Annotated in this window: 16 protein-coding genes, 1 tRNA gene, 1 rRNA gene, 1 other RNA gene and 1 other annotated feature; of the genes, 14 read left to right on the forward strand and 5 right to left on the reverse strand. The window is 36.6% G+C overall.

Going from position 1 to position 16646, the window contains the following annotated elements; all coding sequences use genetic code 11:
- Positions 1 to 193: 193 nt before the first annotated feature.
- Positions 194 to 1180, reverse strand: a complete 987-nt coding sequence (locus BLQ56_RS22720) for a YaaC family protein (RefSeq protein WP_238457358.1) — start codon at positions 1178 to 1180, stop codon at positions 194 to 196.
- A 126-nt stretch (positions 1181 to 1306) separates the two neighbouring features.
- Between BLQ56_RS22720 and guaB the strand changes: the two genes are divergently transcribed.
- The 6 genes from guaB (at position 1307) to BLQ56_RS22750 (ending at position 8030) form a co-directional block, all read left to right on the forward strand.
- A complete protein-coding gene (gene guaB / locus BLQ56_RS22725; protein WP_090859883.1) occupies positions 1307 to 2773 on the forward strand; it encodes an IMP dehydrogenase in 1467 nt (488 codons plus the stop codon).
- Between the two features lie 107 nt (positions 2774 to 2880).
- Positions 2881 to 4245: a serine hydrolase gene (locus BLQ56_RS22730; protein ID WP_090859885.1), complete on the forward strand. Its 1365-nt coding sequence runs from the start codon at positions 2881 to 2883 to the stop codon at positions 4243 to 4245.
- Between the two features lie 215 nt (positions 4246 to 4460).
- Complete coding sequence (gene pdxS / locus BLQ56_RS22735; RefSeq protein WP_090859887.1) at positions 4461 to 5345, forward strand: pyridoxal 5'-phosphate synthase lyase subunit PdxS; 885 nt, start codon at positions 4461 to 4463, stop codon at positions 5343 to 5345.
- Positions 5346 to 5606: 261 nt separating this feature from the next.
- Positions 5607 to 6197 (forward strand): pyridoxal 5'-phosphate synthase glutaminase subunit PdxT, encoded by a 591-nt coding sequence (pdxT, locus tag BLQ56_RS22740; protein ID WP_090859889.1) that lies wholly within the window; start codon positions 5607 to 5609, stop codon positions 6195 to 6197.
- Positions 6198 to 6263: 66 nt separating this feature from the next.
- Positions 6264 to 6485 (forward strand) — a binding site (T-box leader).
- Positions 6486 to 6531: 46 nt separating this feature from the next.
- Positions 6532 to 7809 carry a serine--tRNA ligase gene (serS, locus tag BLQ56_RS22745; RefSeq protein WP_090859891.1) on the forward strand — a complete coding sequence of 426 codons (1278 nt, stop codon included), beginning with the start codon at positions 6532 to 6534 and terminating at the stop codon, positions 7807 to 7809.
- 128 nt (positions 7810 to 7937) lie between these two features.
- A tRNA-Ser gene (locus BLQ56_RS22750) sits at positions 7938 to 8030 on the forward strand.
- Positions 8031 to 8177: 147 nt separating this feature from the next.
- Here the strand turns inward: BLQ56_RS22750 and BLQ56_RS22755 are convergent.
- The 4 genes from BLQ56_RS22755 to BLQ56_RS22770 form a co-directional block, all read right to left on the reverse strand.
- Positions 8178 to 8846, reverse strand: a complete 669-nt coding sequence (locus BLQ56_RS22755; RefSeq protein WP_090859893.1) for a deoxynucleoside kinase — start codon at positions 8844 to 8846, stop codon at positions 8178 to 8180.
- A 3-nt stretch (positions 8847 to 8849) separates the two neighbouring features.
- The gene (locus BLQ56_RS22760; protein ID WP_090859894.1) at positions 8850 to 9485 is read right to left on the reverse strand and encodes a deoxynucleoside kinase; all 636 of its coding nucleotides are present in this window, start codon (positions 9483 to 9485) and stop codon (positions 8850 to 8852) included.
- Positions 9486 to 9839: 354 nt separating this feature from the next.
- Positions 9840 to 11126: a LysM peptidoglycan-binding domain-containing protein gene (locus BLQ56_RS22765; RefSeq protein ID WP_090859896.1), complete on the reverse strand. Its 1287-nt coding sequence runs from the start codon at positions 11124 to 11126 to the stop codon at positions 9840 to 9842.
- A 73-nt stretch (positions 11127 to 11199) separates the two neighbouring features.
- Entirely contained in the window at positions 11200 to 11751 is a 552-nt protein-coding gene (locus tag BLQ56_RS22770) for a cysteine hydrolase family protein (RefSeq protein ID WP_090859898.1), read from the reverse strand.
- 145 nt (positions 11752 to 11896) lie between these two features.
- Between BLQ56_RS22770 and tadA the strand changes: the two genes are divergently transcribed.
- The 8 genes from tadA to BLQ56_RS22810 form a co-directional block, all read left to right on the forward strand.
- Positions 11897 to 12367, forward strand: coding sequence for a tRNA adenosine(34) deaminase TadA (gene tadA, locus BLQ56_RS22775; protein WP_090859900.1), 471 nt, complete (start codon positions 11897 to 11899; stop codon positions 12365 to 12367).
- A gap of 80 nt (positions 12368 to 12447) precedes the next feature.
- Positions 12448 to 12713: signal recognition particle sRNA large type (gene ffs, locus BLQ56_RS22780), an RNA gene on the forward strand.
- Positions 12714 to 12852: 139 nt separating this feature from the next.
- Positions 12853 to 14559: a DNA polymerase III subunit gamma/tau gene (gene dnaX, locus BLQ56_RS22785; RefSeq protein ID WP_090859904.1), complete on the forward strand. Its 1707-nt coding sequence runs from the start codon at positions 12853 to 12855 to the stop codon at positions 14557 to 14559.
- A gap of 26 nt (positions 14560 to 14585) precedes the next feature.
- A complete protein-coding gene (locus BLQ56_RS22790) occupies positions 14586 to 14906 on the forward strand; it encodes a YbaB/EbfC family nucleoid-associated protein (RefSeq protein ID WP_090859911.1) in 321 nt (106 codons plus the stop codon).
- Positions 14907 to 14966: 60 nt separating this feature from the next.
- Positions 14967 to 15563, forward strand: coding sequence for a recombination mediator RecR (gene recR / locus BLQ56_RS22795; RefSeq protein ID WP_090859906.1), 597 nt, complete (start codon positions 14967 to 14969; stop codon positions 15561 to 15563).
- 18 nt (positions 15564 to 15581) lie between these two features.
- Positions 15582 to 15803 carry a YaaL family protein gene (locus tag BLQ56_RS22800; protein ID WP_090859907.1) on the forward strand — a complete coding sequence of 74 codons (222 nt, stop codon included), beginning with the start codon at positions 15582 to 15584 and terminating at the stop codon, positions 15801 to 15803.
- A gap of 91 nt (positions 15804 to 15894) precedes the next feature.
- Positions 15895 to 16158 (forward strand): pro-sigmaK processing inhibitor BofA family protein, encoded by a 264-nt coding sequence (locus BLQ56_RS22805; protein ID WP_090859909.1) that lies wholly within the window; start codon positions 15895 to 15897, stop codon positions 16156 to 16158.
- Positions 16159 to 16417: 259 nt separating this feature from the next.
- Positions 16418 to 16646, forward strand: a 16S ribosomal RNA gene (locus tag BLQ56_RS22810); the annotation flags it as partial.

Genomic DNA, 16646 nt, shown 5'->3' on the forward strand with positions numbered 1-16646 from the left:
AAGTCTTTCATCAGCATTATGAAAGACATTTTTATTCTGAAAACACAAATAAAGTCCTTCACTAGGGCAACTAGTTACTAACCTATACTTTTCTTATGGACTGATGATAAAAGATTAGATATCAGCGATGCAACATTGAGCCCAGTTCAACGTCGAACTGGGCTCATTTTATTATTAAATACCAATTAACTATTTAAAACTTCATCCCAATTTTTTCTTCTAAGAATAAATAAATCAAAAAAGGTACCTTATCACTTGTGAGAGAAAGGAATTGTTGAATGAAGGGATAATCATTACTAGAGTATGAATGAAGTAACTCACTCCACCATTCGGTTTCGTACCTAGAAATCATACTAAGATTATAAAGTAATAAATAATGAACCATTACTTCTGGGAAATGAGTGACCTGCTCTCTCTCATTCGGAAAGTAATAGCTATTTTCATAAAGATGAAATAGAATAGGTGAACAAGATAATGGTGAGATAGCTGTTCCACCATTAGGCTGTTGTAGGATAATATTTTTTGTTTCTTTAGAGCTATTATCAGGTATTAATTTAGCTGGAATTGAATCAATAATAAAATCCTCAAAACGTCTGGCAGTCATATGGAATTTATCAGTCATTTCTAAAGGAAACATAAAATTATGGTTATGATCTGCAATTTTTGTACTGACTTCAGAATGATAATGCAAAGAAAATAAGTTATTCATTTCTGGCAGTTTTTTTAGTAAGGTTTCCATTGTATATTTTTCACCTTCTAAATACTTTACATTAAACATCCGTTCGGAAAAGTGTGTAAATAAGCCATTTTTTTGTATTTTAACTTCGTCTTGGAAAAATTCATAACTTTGCTTCTTTCTTTTACGTGTAGAAACTCCATGAGCTAATACAGAGGTTGATTCTGGATACTGTGGATCAACCGTTAGTAAGCATGCTTTTAATAACTGGACCATCCCGTAAAAAAGTAATACTGGTTTAATCGATAATGTTGCTTGATTTGCTAGTTGATAGTAGTTTTGGCCATGTTCAAGATAATAAATAAAAGGATAGCAATTCCCAAAGGCCTTCTTATCAGCATCATCAACGTTTAAATCTTGATAGCATCGAAGTAGAAATTGTTGTGTTGTATCAGATGAATGTAGTGCATTAAATGATTGCCAAATTTTCTTTTGGTCTAACAAACTCATACCTCCAGTTACATTAGACAGTTTTTTGAATTATCTAACATATTATTCTGTCCTTGACAGTAGTTTAACCAGTTGTTAATCTACTAATAATATTTTGAGAAGAAAAAGGGGGATTTTTACGTGTGGGAAACTAAATTTGCTAAAGAAGGTCTAACTTTTGATGATGTTTTATTAGTACCAGCTAAGTCTGAAATATTGCCAAAGGATGTAAGCTTAGGGGTAGAATTAACAAAAACATTGAAACTGAACATTCCAATTATCAGTGCAGGGATGGATACAGTAACAGAAGCTGAAATGGCTATATCAATGGCACGTCAAGGTGGAGTTGGAATTATCCATAAGAATATGACAATTGAGCAACAAGCTGAACAGGTTGATAAAGTGAAACGCTCTGAAAGTGGTGTTATCACTGATCCTTTTTCACTTACTCCAGAACATCAGGTATTTGATGCAGAACATTTAATGAGTAAGTATCGTATTTCAGGTGTTCCAATTGTAAATAATTTAGAAGAACAAAAATTGGTCGGTATTTTAACTAACCGTGATCTCCGTTTTATCCAAGACTTTTCTATTTTAATCTCAGACGTAATGACCAAAGAAAATTTAGTTACTGCCCCTGTTGGTACCACACTAGAGCAAGCTGAAAAAATTCTTCAAAAACATAAAATTGAAAAATTACCTTTAGTTGATAATGATGGTGTATTAAAAGGATTAATCACAATTAAAGATATTGAGAAAGTAATTGAGTTCCCTAACTCTGCAAAAGACAGTGTTGGTCGTTTATTAGTTGGTGCTGCTGTTGGAGTGACAGCTGATACAATGATTCGTGTGGAAAAATTAGTGAAATCTCAAGTAGATGTGATCGTTCTAGATACAGCTCATGGTCATTCTGCCGGTGTATTAAATACAGTACGAATGATTCGTGAACAATATCCTGACTTAAATATTATTGCTGGTAATGTAGCAACTGCTGAAGGAACCAGGGATCTTATTGAGGCTGGAGCTAATGTAGTTAAGGTTGGTATTGGACCGGGCTCTATTTGTACAACACGTGTTGTAGCTGGAGTAGGGGTACCACAAATTACAGCAGTATACGATTGTGCGACTGAAGCTAGAAAATATGGGGTTTCAATAATCGCAGATGGTGGGATCAAGTATTCTGGAGATATCGTGAAGGCTTTAGCTGCAGGTGGACATGCAGTTATGCTGGGAAGCTTACTTGCTGGTGTATCTGAAAGCCCAGGAGAAACTGAAATTTTCCAAGGAAGACGATTTAAGGTATATAGAGGTATGGGTTCTGTTGGTGCAATGGAAAAGGGTAGTAAAGATCGTTATTTCCAAGAAGATAATAAAAAGTTTGTTCCTGAAGGAATTGAAGGACGTCTACCATATAAAGGACCTCTATCTGACACGTTATATCAATTAGTTGGTGGGATTCGTTCTGGTATGGGGTATTGTGGAACGGCATCCATTACTGATTTAAGAGAACATGCACAGTTCATTCGAATGACAGGTGCAGGCCTAAGAGAAAGCCATCCACATGATGTACAAATTACAAAAGAAGCACCAAATTATTCTTTATCATAAGCAGAAAGTACCATTATCTTTATTAGGAATAGGAAATAGGCAGAGTGAGACTCTGTCTATTTTTTTTGAAGCAACTATGTTAAAATAACCTTTGTGTTTAATCTTAGATGGAGGTCTTGGTAGTGAAAAAATTAATACAAAAAAGTTTGATTTTAAGTATAATAACAACCCTATTCTTTTCATTATTTATAAATGTATCTAACTTTGCTCATGCAGAAACAGATTCTCTGAATATAGAAGCTGAAGGTGCTATATTGATAGAAGCTTCGACTGGAAAGATTTTATATGAAAAAAATGCTGATAAGATGTTAGGTATTGCAAGTATGACAAAAATGATGACTGAGTATCTGTTATTAGAAGCAATCGCAGATAAGAAGGTTACTTGGGATCAACAATATAATGTAAGTGAATATGTATATAAAATCTCTCAAAATCGTAGTTTATCAAATGTTCCTTTGCGAGCAGATGGGACATATTCTGTACAGGAACTATATGAAGCAATGGCTATTTATTCTGCTAACGGTGCAACGATAGCACTTGCTGAGGTGATTGCTGGATCAGAAACTAACTTTGTTAAAATGATGAATGAAAAGGGAGCAGAACTAGGCTTAGAAGATTATAAGTTTGTTAACTCCACAGGTTTAAATAACCGTGATTTAATAGGTATGCATCCAGGAGGCACTGGTGCAGAAGATGAAAATGAAATGACTGCTAGAGCAACTGCTAGATTATCATATCATTTATTAAAAGATTTCCCTGAAATTTTGGACACAGCAAGTATCCCAAAAAAGAAATTTAGAGAAGGTACAGATGATGAGATTGATATGTCTAACTGGAATTGGATGCTACCAGGGTTAGTGTATCAACATCCTGATGTAGATGGTATCAAGACAGGATCAACTGATTATGCTGGATTTGGATTTACAGGTACAGCTGAGCGTGAAGGTGTTCGTTACATTACGGTGGTTCTTAAAACAAATAGCTATAAGGCAAGATTTGATGAAACGAGAAAGATGCTAGATTATGCACTGGGGAATTATTCATTTGAAGAATTATATCCTGAAAACTATCAAATCAAAAACGAAGAATCACTTTCTGTTATTAAAGGAAAGGAAAAAGAAGTTGAGGTCCATACGAAAACTCCTATTACTGTACTAGTAAAACGTGGAGAGAATGCAAAAGACGTATATACTTCTAAATACACTGTAGATAAAGATACTGTAACGAAAGATGGAAAGTTAACTGCTCCAGTTAAGAAAGGATCTAAAGTGGGTACATTTGAAGTAGTAAATAGCGGCGGCTTAAATTTAGGCTATATTACTTCTGAAGGTCAAAAGTCGATGCAGTCAGATGTTGTAACTGCTGAAAAGGTTGAGAAAGCTAATTGGTTTGTACTAATGATGAGAGGTATTGGCGGTTTTTTCGGTAATATCTGGTCAAGTGCGGCTGATGGAATAAAAGGTTTGTTTTAAAAATGGGCTTCCTGCTTACAATAAGTAGGAAGCTTTTTTAATTGTTTAAAATGGCAACCTTAGCAATTAGAAATTTTTAATAGGATTTTTTCACAAACTAAGGTAAAATAATGGACAGGTGTTTTTTTTATTAGAAGAATCAAACTATTGTAGAATTTTGTCTTTTTAAGTAAAATATACAAAATAACTACAAGTACATATAGGAGGAATAAAAGATGGTAAACACAGGTACTGAGCGAGTAAAACGTGGAATGGCTGAAATGCAAAAGGGTGGCGTCATTATGGACGTTATTAATGCAGAACAAGCAAAGATTGCTGAGGAAGCAGGAGCAGTTGCTGTTATGGCGTTAGAGCGTGTTCCAGCTGATATTCGTGCGGCTGGTGGAGTTTCACGTATGGCAGATCCGACAATTGTAGAAGAAGTAATGAATGCTGTATCAATTCCAGTAATGGCGAAAGCACGCATTGGACATATTGTTGAAGCACGCATATTAGAAGCTTTAGGAGTAGATTACATTGATGAAAGTGAAGTATTAACTCCTGCTGATGAAGAGTATCACTTATTGAAGAGTGAATATACAGTTCCTTTCGTATGTGGATGTCGTGATCTTGGTGAAGCAACTCGTCGTATTGCTGAAGGTGCTGCAATGTTACGTACAAAAGGTGAGCCAGGAACAGGAAACATTGTTGAAGCAGTTCGACATATGAGAAAAGTAAATGGTCAAATCCGTAAGATTGTTAGTATGAGTGTTGATGAATTAATGACAGAGGCTAAAAATCTAGGTGCACCATTTGAGTTATTACTACAAATTAAAAACGAAGGTAAATTACCAGTTGTTAACTTTGCTGCAGGTGGAGTAGCAACTCCAGCGGATGCTGCACTAATGATGCAATTAGGTGCTGATGGTGTATTTGTTGGATCAGGTATCTTCAAATCAGAAAATCCAGCAAAATTCGCACGTGCAATCGTTGAAGCAACAACACACTACCAAGACTACAAATTAATTGCAGAACTATCAAAAGGATTAGGTGCTGCAATGCAAGGCATCGAAATCTCATCACTACTACCAGAACAACGCATGCAAGAACGCGGCTGGTAATATAAAAGGCGGAAAAAGCCCGCTTACATCTATAGGGATCTGGAGCAACTGTCGGAGAGTGCTTGTCACTCGACAGAAGTTGTGAAGAGACCGTAGGATGTGGCTTTTGTAGCTAGATTCAATATAAAGCGGAAAAAGCCCGCTTACATCCATAGGGATCTGGAGCAACTGTCGGAGAGTGCTTGTCACTCGACAGAAGTTGTGAAGAGACCGTAGGATGTGGCTTTTGTAGCTGGATTAAAAACAAGGAGGCTTATCACAATGGTTAAAATTGGAGTGTTAGGTCTCCAGGGTGCAGTTAGGGAGCATGTAAGGTCAATCGAGGCTTGTGAAGCTGAAGCTGTGGTTGTAAAAAAAGTGGAACAATTAGAAGATTTGGATGGTCTGATTATTCCTGGTGGTGAGAGTACAACCATGAGAAAACTTATTGATAAATATGATTTCATGGAGCCATTGAGACAATTCGCGGAAGCGGGAAAGCCAATGTTTGGAACATGTGCTGGATTAATTCTTCTTGCTAAAAATATTGTTGGATATACTCAACCACATTTGGGATTAATGAATATTACTGTAGAACGAAACTCATTTGGACGACAAGTAGATAGCTTTGAAGCGGAATTGATGATTCCAAATGTTGCTGACGATTTTGTAGGTGTATTCATTAGAGCTCCACATATTGTTGAAGCGGGAGAAAATGTAGAGATTTTAGCCAAGCATAATGAGCGTATTGTTGCAGCACGTGAAGGACAATATCTTGGTTGTTCATTTCATCCAGAATTAACAGATGATCACCGCATTACAGCTTATTTTGTAAAAATGGTTGAAGAAGCAAAAACGAAAAATCTCGCATAATCCTATTGCAACTTGGAGAGACTTATAGTAAATTATGAATTACTAAAAATTATATTTTATAAATAATAGAACGCGATGATAGGAAATAGTAACATATATTCTTTCTTTAGAGAGTCGATGGTTGGTGAGAATCGATGGAAGAAATATGTGAATCCATCCTTGAGTAAAAAACAGAACAACTACTTGTTAAGTAAGTTTTTTCGGTTAGAAGACCGTTATTCTTTAAGGGGAAGATTAGATATCTGATCTTCAACTAGGGTGGCAACGCGGGTAACTCTCGTCCCTTTTAGGGATGGGGGTTTTTTATTTGTAAAAAAAGAGGAGGTTTTTACTAATGTTAGATGTGAAATTTTTAAGAGCAAATTTCAATGAAGTAAAAGAGAGATTACAATATCGTGGAGAAGACCTTAGTGACCTAGGTCGGTTTGAAGAACTTGATGTTCGAAGAAGAGAACTTATTGCAGAAACAGAAATATTAAAAAGTAGACGTAATGAAGTATCTGCTGAAATTGCTGTTTTAAAGCGCGAGAAAAAGGATGCAGATCAGTTAATCACAGAAATGAGAGAAGTAGGAGATAAGATTAAAGTTCTTGATACTGAGCTTAAAGAAGTTGAGGAGACACTTGAAACATTGATGTTATCTATTCCAAATATCCCTCATATAAGCGTTCCAATTGGTGAATCCGAGGATGATAATGTAGAGGTGAGAAAATGGGGAGAATTGAAAGACTTCTCATTTGAACCTAAAGCTCACTGGGATATTGCAACTGACCTAAAAATCCTTGATTTTGAACGTGCAAGTAAGGTAACAGGAAGCCGCTTTGTATTTTATAAAGGGCTAGGTGCAAGATTAGAAAGAGCTTTATTAAACTTTATGTTAGATCTTCATGTTGATGAGCATGGGTATGAAGAGGTTTTACCACCATACATGGTTAATCGGGCTAGTATGACAGGAACAGGACAGTTACCAAAATTTGAAGAAGATGCATTTAGAATTGAAAGTGAGGATTACTTTTTGATCCCTACAGCAGAGGTACCTGTTACAAATCTACATCGGGATGAAATCATGTTAAGTGATGAACTACCGATCAATTATGCTGCTTTTAGTGCTTGTTTCCGTTCAGAAGCGGGTTCTGCGGGCCGTGATACACGTGGACTTATTCGTCAGCATCAGTTTAATAAAGTAGAGTTAGTTAAATTTGTTAAGCCAGAAGATTCTTATGAAGAGCTTGAAAAGTTGACTGGAAATGCAGAAAAGGTGCTCCAATTACTAAACTTACCATACCGTGTACTTAGTATGTGTAGCTCTGACTTAGGATTCACTGCAGCTAAGAAGTATGATATTGAAGTTTGGATCCCAAGTTATGGAACATATCGTGAAATATCTTCATGTAGTAATTTTGAGGCATTCCAAGCTAGAAGAGCAAATATTCGTTTCCGCAGAGACCCTAAAGCAAAACCAGAGCATGTTCATACATTAAATGGGTCAGGCTTAGCACTTGGTCGTACAGTTGCTGCGATTTTAGAGAATTATCAGCAAGAAGATGGAACAGTTGTGATTCCAGAAGTCCTTCGTCCTTATATGGGGAATAAAGAGGTAATAGGTAAGTAATTCAAGAGGATAATGGCTAGCAAAACGAGATTGGCTACCATTATCCTTTAAAAGTGAAAAAAATAAAAAGTTTTTTATAGAAGTGTTGACATTATGTTTTATTGATGTTATAGTAATACTTGTCCGACGGAGGAATACCCAAGTTTGGCTGAAGGGATCGGTCTTGAAAACCGACAGGGGTGTCAAAACCCGCGGGGGTTCGAATCCCTCTTCCTCCTCCATTAAATTTCTAATAAAGCGCATAAAATATTGGAGATACAAAACTGCTACAGTCATGTGGCAGTTTTTTTGTTTACTTAAAAAGCTAGAGATCCTTAGTCAGTCTAATAAAGAAGGGACAATCAACTGATTGTCCCTTAAGTGAGTTATTAACTTTTTAATAATTGCGTTTGTCGAATAAACTGAGATACTTTTTCAATAATTGGTTCAATCGATTGTTCATTTTCAACAATATCATAATCATTAATGTTTAACCGTAGAACAGGGCATGCTGTAAAATTATTAATCCATTTTTCATATCTTCCATGCATTTCTTGCCAATATTCAACAGGTGTTTGTTGTTCCATCGGACGTCCACGCTCTTTAATTCGTTGCAATATGTCATCAATGCTTCCTTCAAGATAAATTAATAAATTCGGATGAGGGAAGTATGGTGTCATTACCATTGCATCAAATAAGTTTGTATATGTTTCATAGTCTACAGGTGTCATAGTGCCTTTATCAAAATGCATCTTTGCAAATATCCCTGTATCCTCATAAATCGAACGATCTTGAACAAATCCTCCACCATATTCAAAAATCTTCTTTTGTTCCTTGAATCTTTCAGCAAGGAAGTAAATTTGTAAATGAAAGCTCCAACGTTCAAAATCTTTATAAAAAAGATCCAAGTAAGGATTAGTGTCTACTTTTTCAAATGAGGTTCTAAAGCCTAGTCCATTTGCCAATGCTTTTGTCATAGTAGACTTCCCGACACCAACTGTTCCAGCAATGGTAATGACTGCATTACTTGGAATGTCATATTTCTGACGCAAATTCATCTTTTAAACTCCTTTTATAAACATTTTTTCATCTATTTTGTTTAAGATTAATTGCAAATCTTCATTATTTTGAACAAAGTCAAGTTGATCTCCATTAAAACGTATAACAGGAATTGATGGATGTTCTTGTTCAAATTTTTGCATCGCTGCATCATAGTCAGTCGAAAGTTGTAATAAATAATTAGGGTCAATCGACTTTTCAATATCTCGTCCACGTAATTCTATTCTTTGTAATAATGTATCAAGACTAGCATGAAGGTAAATAATTATATTTGGCACTGGCATATCAGCTGTTAAGATTCCGTAAATTTGAAGATATTTTTGATATTGTGAGGACTTCAATGTTCTTTCTGCAAAGATCAAGTTCTTTAAAATATGGTAATCAGCAACAACAGGTAGTCTTTCTTGAAGAAACTTTTCATTAATATCCTCTAGTTGCTTATAACGATTACAAAGGAAGAACATTTCCGTTTGAAAGCTATATTCCTCGATATTTTGATAAAATTTCCCGAGAAACGGATTTTCATCGACAATTTCTTTTAATAATTCATATTGAAAATGTTCAGAAATTGCACGTGCTAGTGAAGTTTTTCCAACGCCTATTGGACCTTCAACTGTAATAAAAGGTGTAATACTCATATTATGCTCCCCCTTTTCACACACCTCTTCATAAAGACAGATAAATATCATTTTAGCACAGAAAGGTCGAATAATGGAGAAAATAAAGTCGAAAAATAGGGAGAAACTAAGGGGAAAAGGTGGAAGAAATATATCAAAATTTTCAAATATGGCCCGTTGATTGGAACGGAAGGTATGTGACTCCTGCGGGATGCGCAGGAAGGATGAGACCCCGCAGGAGTGTAACGACGAGGAGGCTCATCACCTGCCCCGCGGAAAGCACATACCTGGAGTGCAAATCAACTTAACCTGTCAAATAGCAACAAAGTCCGCGATAAGAGCCAATAAAAAAAGACTCTTAAAGAGTCCAACTTGTTATTGTTTAGCTACAGTGAAATTCTCTGTAATTAAGAGCCAATTTTGTGGGAACGGGAGACCAAGCTTCCAATAGCTAATGCCTCGTAAATTGAGCTCTTTAATAAGATCAAACTTAGCCTGAATACTTCTAGCATCTTCAAACCATACTTTGTGATCTTTGCCTTCAGCATCACGGTAGTCAAAATGAGGCGCCTGTACTGAATAGTCGTATTGGATGGGTACATTGTTTTCTCCGGCTATTTCAATGGCACGTTGGGGACTCACTGCTTTTGCATACTCTCCCCCAGCGACATATGGTAATGTCCAATCATAACCATATAAATTTTGTCCCATCATAATCTTTGTGGAAGGCATTTCACTAATGGCATATTCTAAGACTTCACGAACGGGTCCTATAGGTGATACTGCCATAGCTGGGCCTCCACTATAGCCCCATTCATATGTCATAATTACGACAAAGTCGGCAATTTCTCCATGTGCCTTGTAATCATGAGCTTCATACCAACGGCCTTTTTGTTCTGCACTCGTTTTTGGAGCCAATGCAGTTGACATTAGCCAGCCTTCATTGGCAAATCTTTGTTTAGCTTTCCGTAAAAATGTATTATAAGCTTCCTTATCTTCTGGACGTAAATATTCCATGTCAAAGTGAATATCTCTAAATCCGTATTTTCTAGCTGTTTCAACAATCGTGTCCAATAATTTATTTTGTACTGCTTGAACTGTGAGTACAATTTTACCAAGTTCGTCGCTGAATTGTCCTTCTTCTAGGTTTGTTACAACCATCATTAATGTAACATCCTCAGCACGTGCGATTTCAGGAAAGTTATTAAGAAGAGGTTCTTTTAATGATCCATCTCTCTGTATTTGAAAACTAAAAGGAGCTAAGTAGGTTAAGTATGGTGCTGCTTCACGTGCACTTCTTTCAATGGCAGGAGTAACAGTTGTTCCTAGTGGTTCTACATATGCGTTAATTTCCTTTTCAGGTTTTGGTCTCTCTGGGATATAAAGTCTTAATCCGACATTAAGAGGTTGGTTAATCTGTAATCCGTTAGTTGTAGCTAATTCAGTAGGATTAACTCCGAATCTCCTTCCAATTGACCATAGACTGTCTCCAGGTTGGACCCAATGAAAACGCCCGATAATTGGAATAACAAGCGCCTGCCCAACTACAAGTTGATTAGGATTAGGAAGATCATTTGCTTCAATAATGTCATTAACACTTGTGTTATAAGCCCTCGAGATTCCAGTTAATGATTGCCCAGGTTGGATAACATGAATTTGCATGATGTTTCATCCTCACTTTCATTTCTGCCAAAGATTCACTTTACCATTTTATGAATGAGGATAGAACTTAATGTTATTTTTTTAAAATGTCAGAGGAATTTCGTATATCTGCTTTTAAGACATTCTCCATCAACCTTAATGCAAACTGCTGATCATCTTGATCCACAGAAGTAATGCAATCATTTGGAATAATTAAGTTATACTCTCTCATATACGCATCGTTTGCAGTGAATAGCACACAAATATTGCCTGCAATTCCTGTAATAATTAATGAATCGATATTTAACTGATGTAAGAGATCATCTAGTGATGTACCATAAAAGGCAGAATGTTTTGGTTTAACAATAAAATAGTCATCCTCATGGGGGGCTATTTTCCCGATGATTGACTGACTCATACTGTTTGTACAGTGTTGGAGAATTTTATTATAATCAGCTTGTCTGACATTATAATGATCATTTATATATATTACCGGAGAGCCTTGTTCGCTCAACGTCTCTTTTAATTGGAGGATAGGTGTAACAATCTCTTCCGACTTTTGGGCTAGTAAGGAACCATGTTCAAATTTGAAATCGTTAATCATATCAATTATAAGTAACGCAACTTTTTCACCAGAATCCGTCATGAGCTTCTCCTCTTCCTCTAAAAAATCTGTTTATTAGTGTATGGAAATGGGACATTGTTTATCCGGTTTATCGTTAGTTGATGGGATATGGTATATTAATGGAATTAATGGAATTATGAGTTAAGGACGATAGGAGCAATAGCAAATGAATCAAGATGAATTTTTCATGAGAAAAGCGATTGAGCAAGCACAGTTCGCAAAAGAGATTGGGGAGGTCCCAATTGGAGCTGTAATAGTAATAAACGAGAAAATTGTTTCTTCTTCCTATAATTTAAGAGAAATAGAGCAGCGTTCAATCGCACATGCAGAGGTATTAGCGATTGATTTAGCATGTAAAAAAATAGGCTCCTGGAGATTGGAGGATGCGACTTTGTATGTCACACTTGAACCTTGTCCAATGTGTGCGGGGGCAATTATGTTATCAAGGATTAAAAGAGTCGTTTATGGTGCGACAGATCCAAAAGGTGGGTGTGCAGGAACCTTGATGAATCTATTACAAGAACAGAGATTTAACCACCAATCAGAAGTTGTTTCTGGAGTTCTTGAGAAAGAGTGTGGCGACCTGTTAAGCCAGTTCTTTAAACAGTTACGAGAACGTAAGAAAAGACAGAATTAATTTGGTGAATATTTATTACCAAATAATAACCATTTGATTGCCGTTGCAATTAATTATAAAACAAGTTATACTTGTACTTGCCGTGCTAAGCGGGGAGGTAGCGGTGCCCTGTACTCGCAATCCGCTCTAGCGAGGCCGAATTCCTTCTTTGAGGGTAGTCTACTGTAGGGTCTGCCCCAAGTAAGTGGTGTTGACGTCCGGGTCCTACGCAATGGGAACCTATGAACCCTGTCAGGTCCGGAAGGAAGCAGCAGTAAGTGGACTATCTCATGTGCCGTAGGGTTGCCTGGACCGAGCTAACTGCTTGGGTAACGTTTATGGTAGCTATTCGATAGAAGGTGCACGGCATTTGACTTTAATGATCAAAACCCATTCTTTTGAATGGGTTTTTTCATTTTTCTTTAAAATAGAACCATCACTTTTGAAAATGTTTATATACATACTGTATAATAAGTAAGATAGGTACAAGTAGGGAGGACAATTACATGGCATATCAAGCATTATATCGTGTTTTCCGACCACAATCTTTTCAAGACGTTGTTGGACAGGAGCACATCACTCAAACACTGCAGAATGCCCTACTCCAGGAAAAGTTTTCTCATGCATATTTGTTTTCAGGTCCAAGAGGGACTGGGAAGACGAGTGCAGCAAAAATCCTTGCAAAAGCAGTGAACTGTGAGCGTGCACCGGTAGCTGAGCCATGTAACGAATGTCAGTCTTGTATTGGTATAACTGATGGTTCAATCTCAGACGTTTTGGAAATAGATGCTGCGTCTAACAATGGTGTAGATGAAATTCGCGATATTCGTGATAAAGTAAAATATGCGCCAAGTGCTGTGAAATATAAGGTTTATATCGTGGATGAGGTTCACATGCTTTCAATTGGTGCCTTTAATGCTTTATTGAAAACATTGGAGGAACCACCAAGACATGTTATCTTTTTATTAGCTACAACAGAGCCACATAAGATTCCTTTAACAATTATTTCGAGATGTCAACGATTTGATTTTAGAAGAATCACTGCTCAATCAATCGTGGGTCGAATGAAGACAATTATTGAAGAACAACAGGTCCAAGTATCTGATGAAGCACTCCAGGTTGTTGCAAGAGCTGCTGATGGCGGGATGCGTGATGCACTTAGTTTATTAGATCAGGTTATCTCATTTAGTGAAGGTGAAGTCAGTTTAGAGGATGTTCTGACGATTACAGGCTCTGTTTCACATCTTTTTTTAACTGATATCGTTAGTGCTATTAATCAACAAGATATTCATACTGCTCTAAAAGCACTTGATGGAATGATGGAGAACGGGAAGGATCCAGTCCGATTCTTAGAGGATTTAATCTTTTATTATCGAGACATGTTACTCTACCAAACAGCACCTCAACTTGAAGAAGTGTTACAGCGTCAAGCAATTGATGAAGAATTTGAATCATTAGCTAGAGATATGAATCGTGATAGCATCTATGAAGTAATTGAAATACTGAATAAATCTCAACAGGAAATGAAGTGGACCAATCATCCGCGGATCTTTTTAGAAATGGCACTTGTGAAGTTATGTCAGTCAAGTAAATCTAGTGCAATTAGTCATGAACATTCAGAGGTTCAACCATTAATTAATCGTATTACTCAACTCGAAAATGAGTTGAAAGATTTAAAGCTTAAAGGTGTGCCGGCTTCTCAGCAAGATGGAGCGACAGCAACAGCGGACAAAAGACCGCAAAAGGTTGTTCGGAACGGTTATAAAACGCCTGTTGGAAGAATTAAAGAAATATTAAAGAATGCAACTCGTCCTAATTTAGATGAAATAAAATCTCGTTGGGGAGATATGCTTGAACAATTACGTAAACAAAATAAAGTCTCACATGCAGCCCTTTTAACAGATAGTGAACCAGTTGCAGCGGGTGAGCAATCTTTTGTCCTTAAATTCAAGTATGAAATCCACTGCAAGATGGTGGCAGAAAACAATAATAACGTCCGTGACAATCTTGAAAATATTTTATATGATATTACAGGTAAAAGGTTTGAAATGATAGGTGTCCCTGAAGATGAATGGGGAAAAATAAGAGAAGAGTTTTTACGTGAGCAAAGACATACTGATAACGATTCTGTTAAAAATGAGGAAGAGGAAGATCCTCTAATAGCAGAAGCGATGAAAATTGTAGGTAATGAGCTCATTGAAATAAAAGAATAATTATTAAATGGAGGTCATTTATTATGATGCGTGGCGGCGGAATGGGAAATATGCAAAAAATGATGAAACAAATGCAAAAGATGCAAAAGGATATGGCAAAGGCGCAAGAAGAGTTATCAGATAAAACAGTTGAGGGAACAGCTGGTGGTGGGATGGTAACTGTCATAGTAAATGGACAGAAGGAAATCATTGATGTGAAAATTAAAGAAGATGTTGTTGATCCAGAAGATATTGAAATGTTACAAGATCTTGTATTAGCGGCAACAAATGATGCTTTAAAGAAAATGGAAGATTTAACAAATGATACAATGGGACAGTTTACTAAAGGGATGAATTTACCTTTCTAATTTCGTTAGAAAGTAGTAAAAGTTTAAATAAAATGGTTTTTGGGAGGAAATATAGACTATATGCATTATCCTGAACCAATATCAAAGCTAATTGATAGCTTTATGAAATTGCCAGGGATTGGCCCTAAAACAGCCGTTCGCCTGGCTTTTTTTGTATTAAATATGAAGGAAGACGTTGTCTTAGATTTCGCAAAAGCGCTAGTTAACGCAAAGCGTAATCTCACATACTGCTCTACTTGTGGTCATATAACAGATCAAGACCCTTGCTATATATGTGAAGACGAACGTCGAGACAAGACTATAATTTGTGTCATTCAAGACCCGAAAGATGTAATTGCAATGGAAAAGATGAAAGAATACAATGGTCAATATCACGTACTTCATGGGGCGATATCTCCAATGGATGGAATTGGTCCTGAGGACATCAAAATACCTGAGTTATTAAAAAGACTTCAAGATGATACTGTACAGGAAATCATCTTAGCTACGAATCCTAATATAGAAGGCGAAGCAACAGCTATGTATATTTCACGTCTTCTTAAACCAACGGGAATAAGGATGACGAGAATTGCCCACGGACTTCCAGTAGGAGGAGATTTAGAGTACGCCGATGAAGTAACTCTTTCAAAAGCTATGCAAGGTAGGCGAGAATTGTAATCGAAGGGGGATCACCGTTTGTTCTTTCGAAAAAAAGGAAAACTCCGTAAAGAATTTGATGAAATCCTTTTGCATCAGGTGGAAAGTTTAAAGGACGAGTGGATGAGACAAAAGCGTTTAATTGAAAAAAGCATCGATCCTGCAGAAGATGTGTTAAACGATTTGAGAATTGCAGAATCAAAATACTTCTTTTTACTAAGGGAAGCAAAACAACGAAAGTTATTTCTGGGAAAGTCATAAGACTTTCCTTTTTCTAGTTCCATAAAACTGTTCTGTTTTTAATTCTCTTTCATACATTAATAGTACAAGTTATCTGAAGGAGTGTTAAAAAATGGAGCCTATAATAGTAATTTCGATACTAGGCGGTCTCGTTTTACTTTTGTTACTAGTGGGTGCGCCGATTAAGCCTATACGTTTAATTGGACAAGGAATTGTAAAAATAATGATTGGTGCGCTATTATTATTCTTTTTAAATGCTTTTGGTTCAACACTTGGTTTACATGTACCAATTAATTTAGCCACCTCTACAGTTTCAGGATTGCTAGGCATACCAGGGTTGGTAGCATTGATTGTTATTGAAAGATTCATATTATAAAATGCACAGAGCAGATGGGTTAGCCATTTGCTTTTTTTATTTGACAATGGTTTTTAAATATGTTAAATTATATTTCGGTCGTTAAGACCATTTAGCAAGTTAAGCTTTTTGAAAAAACATATTGACTTCCAAATAGTTAATATGATATATTATTAAAGTCGCCTCAACGAGATGGCGGTAAAGTTCTTTGAAAACTGAACACAATAAACAAACGTCAACGTTTTAAATTAAGTAACAAACTATTGAGCAATCAATACTCTTTTTGGAGAGTTTGATCCTGGCTCAGGATGAACGCTGGCGGCGTGCCTAATACATGCAAGTCGAGCGAATCTGAGGGAGCTTGCTCCCAAAGATTAGCGGCGGACGGGTGAGTAACACGTGGGCAATCTGCCTGTAAGACTGGGATAACTTCGGGAAACCGGAGCTAATACCGGATAATATTGAGAACCGCATGGTTCTCTATTAAAAGATGGTTTCGGCTATCACTT

The organism is Litchfieldia salsa (assembly GCF_900104555.1).
Classification (GTDB): Bacteria; Bacillota; Bacilli; order Bacillales; family Bacillaceae_L; genus Litchfieldia; species Litchfieldia salsa.

Bases quoted from the DNA above. Each gene is read 5' to 3' on its own strand.
- BLQ56_RS22790 (WP_090859911.1), top strand. From the start codon at position 14,586: ATGCGTGGCGGCGGAATGGGAAATATGCAAAAAATGATGAAACAAATG.
- BLQ56_RS22805 (WP_090859909.1), top strand. From the start codon at position 15,895: ATGGAGCCTATAATAGTAATTTCGATACTAGGCGGTCTCGTTTTACTT.
- pdxS (WP_090859887.1), top strand. From the start codon at position 4,461: ATGGTAAACACAGGTACTGAGCGAGTAAAACGTGGAATGGCTGAAATG.
- BLQ56_RS22760 (WP_090859894.1), bottom strand. From the start codon at position 9,485: ATGAGTATTACACCTTTTATTACAGTTGAAGGTCCAATAGGCGTTGGA.
- serS (WP_090859891.1), top strand. From the start codon at position 6,532: ATGTTAGATGTGAAATTTTTAAGAGCAAATTTCAATGAAGTAAAAGAG.
- BLQ56_RS22730 (WP_090859885.1), top strand. From the start codon at position 2,881: ATGGAGGTCTTGGTAGTGAAAAAATTAATACAAAAAAGTTTGATTTTA.
- BLQ56_RS22765 (WP_090859896.1), bottom strand. From the start codon at position 11,126: ATGCAAATTCATGTTATCCAACCTGGGCAATCATTAACTGGAATCTCG.
- tadA (WP_090859900.1), top strand. From the start codon at position 11,897: ATGAATCAAGATGAATTTTTCATGAGAAAAGCGATTGAGCAAGCACAG.
- pdxT (WP_090859889.1), top strand. From the start codon at position 5,607: ATGGTTAAAATTGGAGTGTTAGGTCTCCAGGGTGCAGTTAGGGAGCAT.
- dnaX (WP_090859904.1), top strand. From the start codon at position 12,853: ATGGCATATCAAGCATTATATCGTGTTTTCCGACCACAATCTTTTCAA.
- BLQ56_RS22755 (WP_090859893.1), bottom strand. From the start codon at position 8,846: ATGAATTTGCGTCAGAAATATGACATTCCAAGTAATGCAGTCATTACC.
- recR (WP_090859906.1), top strand. From the start codon at position 14,967: ATGCATTATCCTGAACCAATATCAAAGCTAATTGATAGCTTTATGAAA.
- BLQ56_RS22770 (WP_090859898.1), bottom strand. From the start codon at position 11,751: ATGACGGATTCTGGTGAAAAAGTTGCGTTACTTATAATTGATATGATT.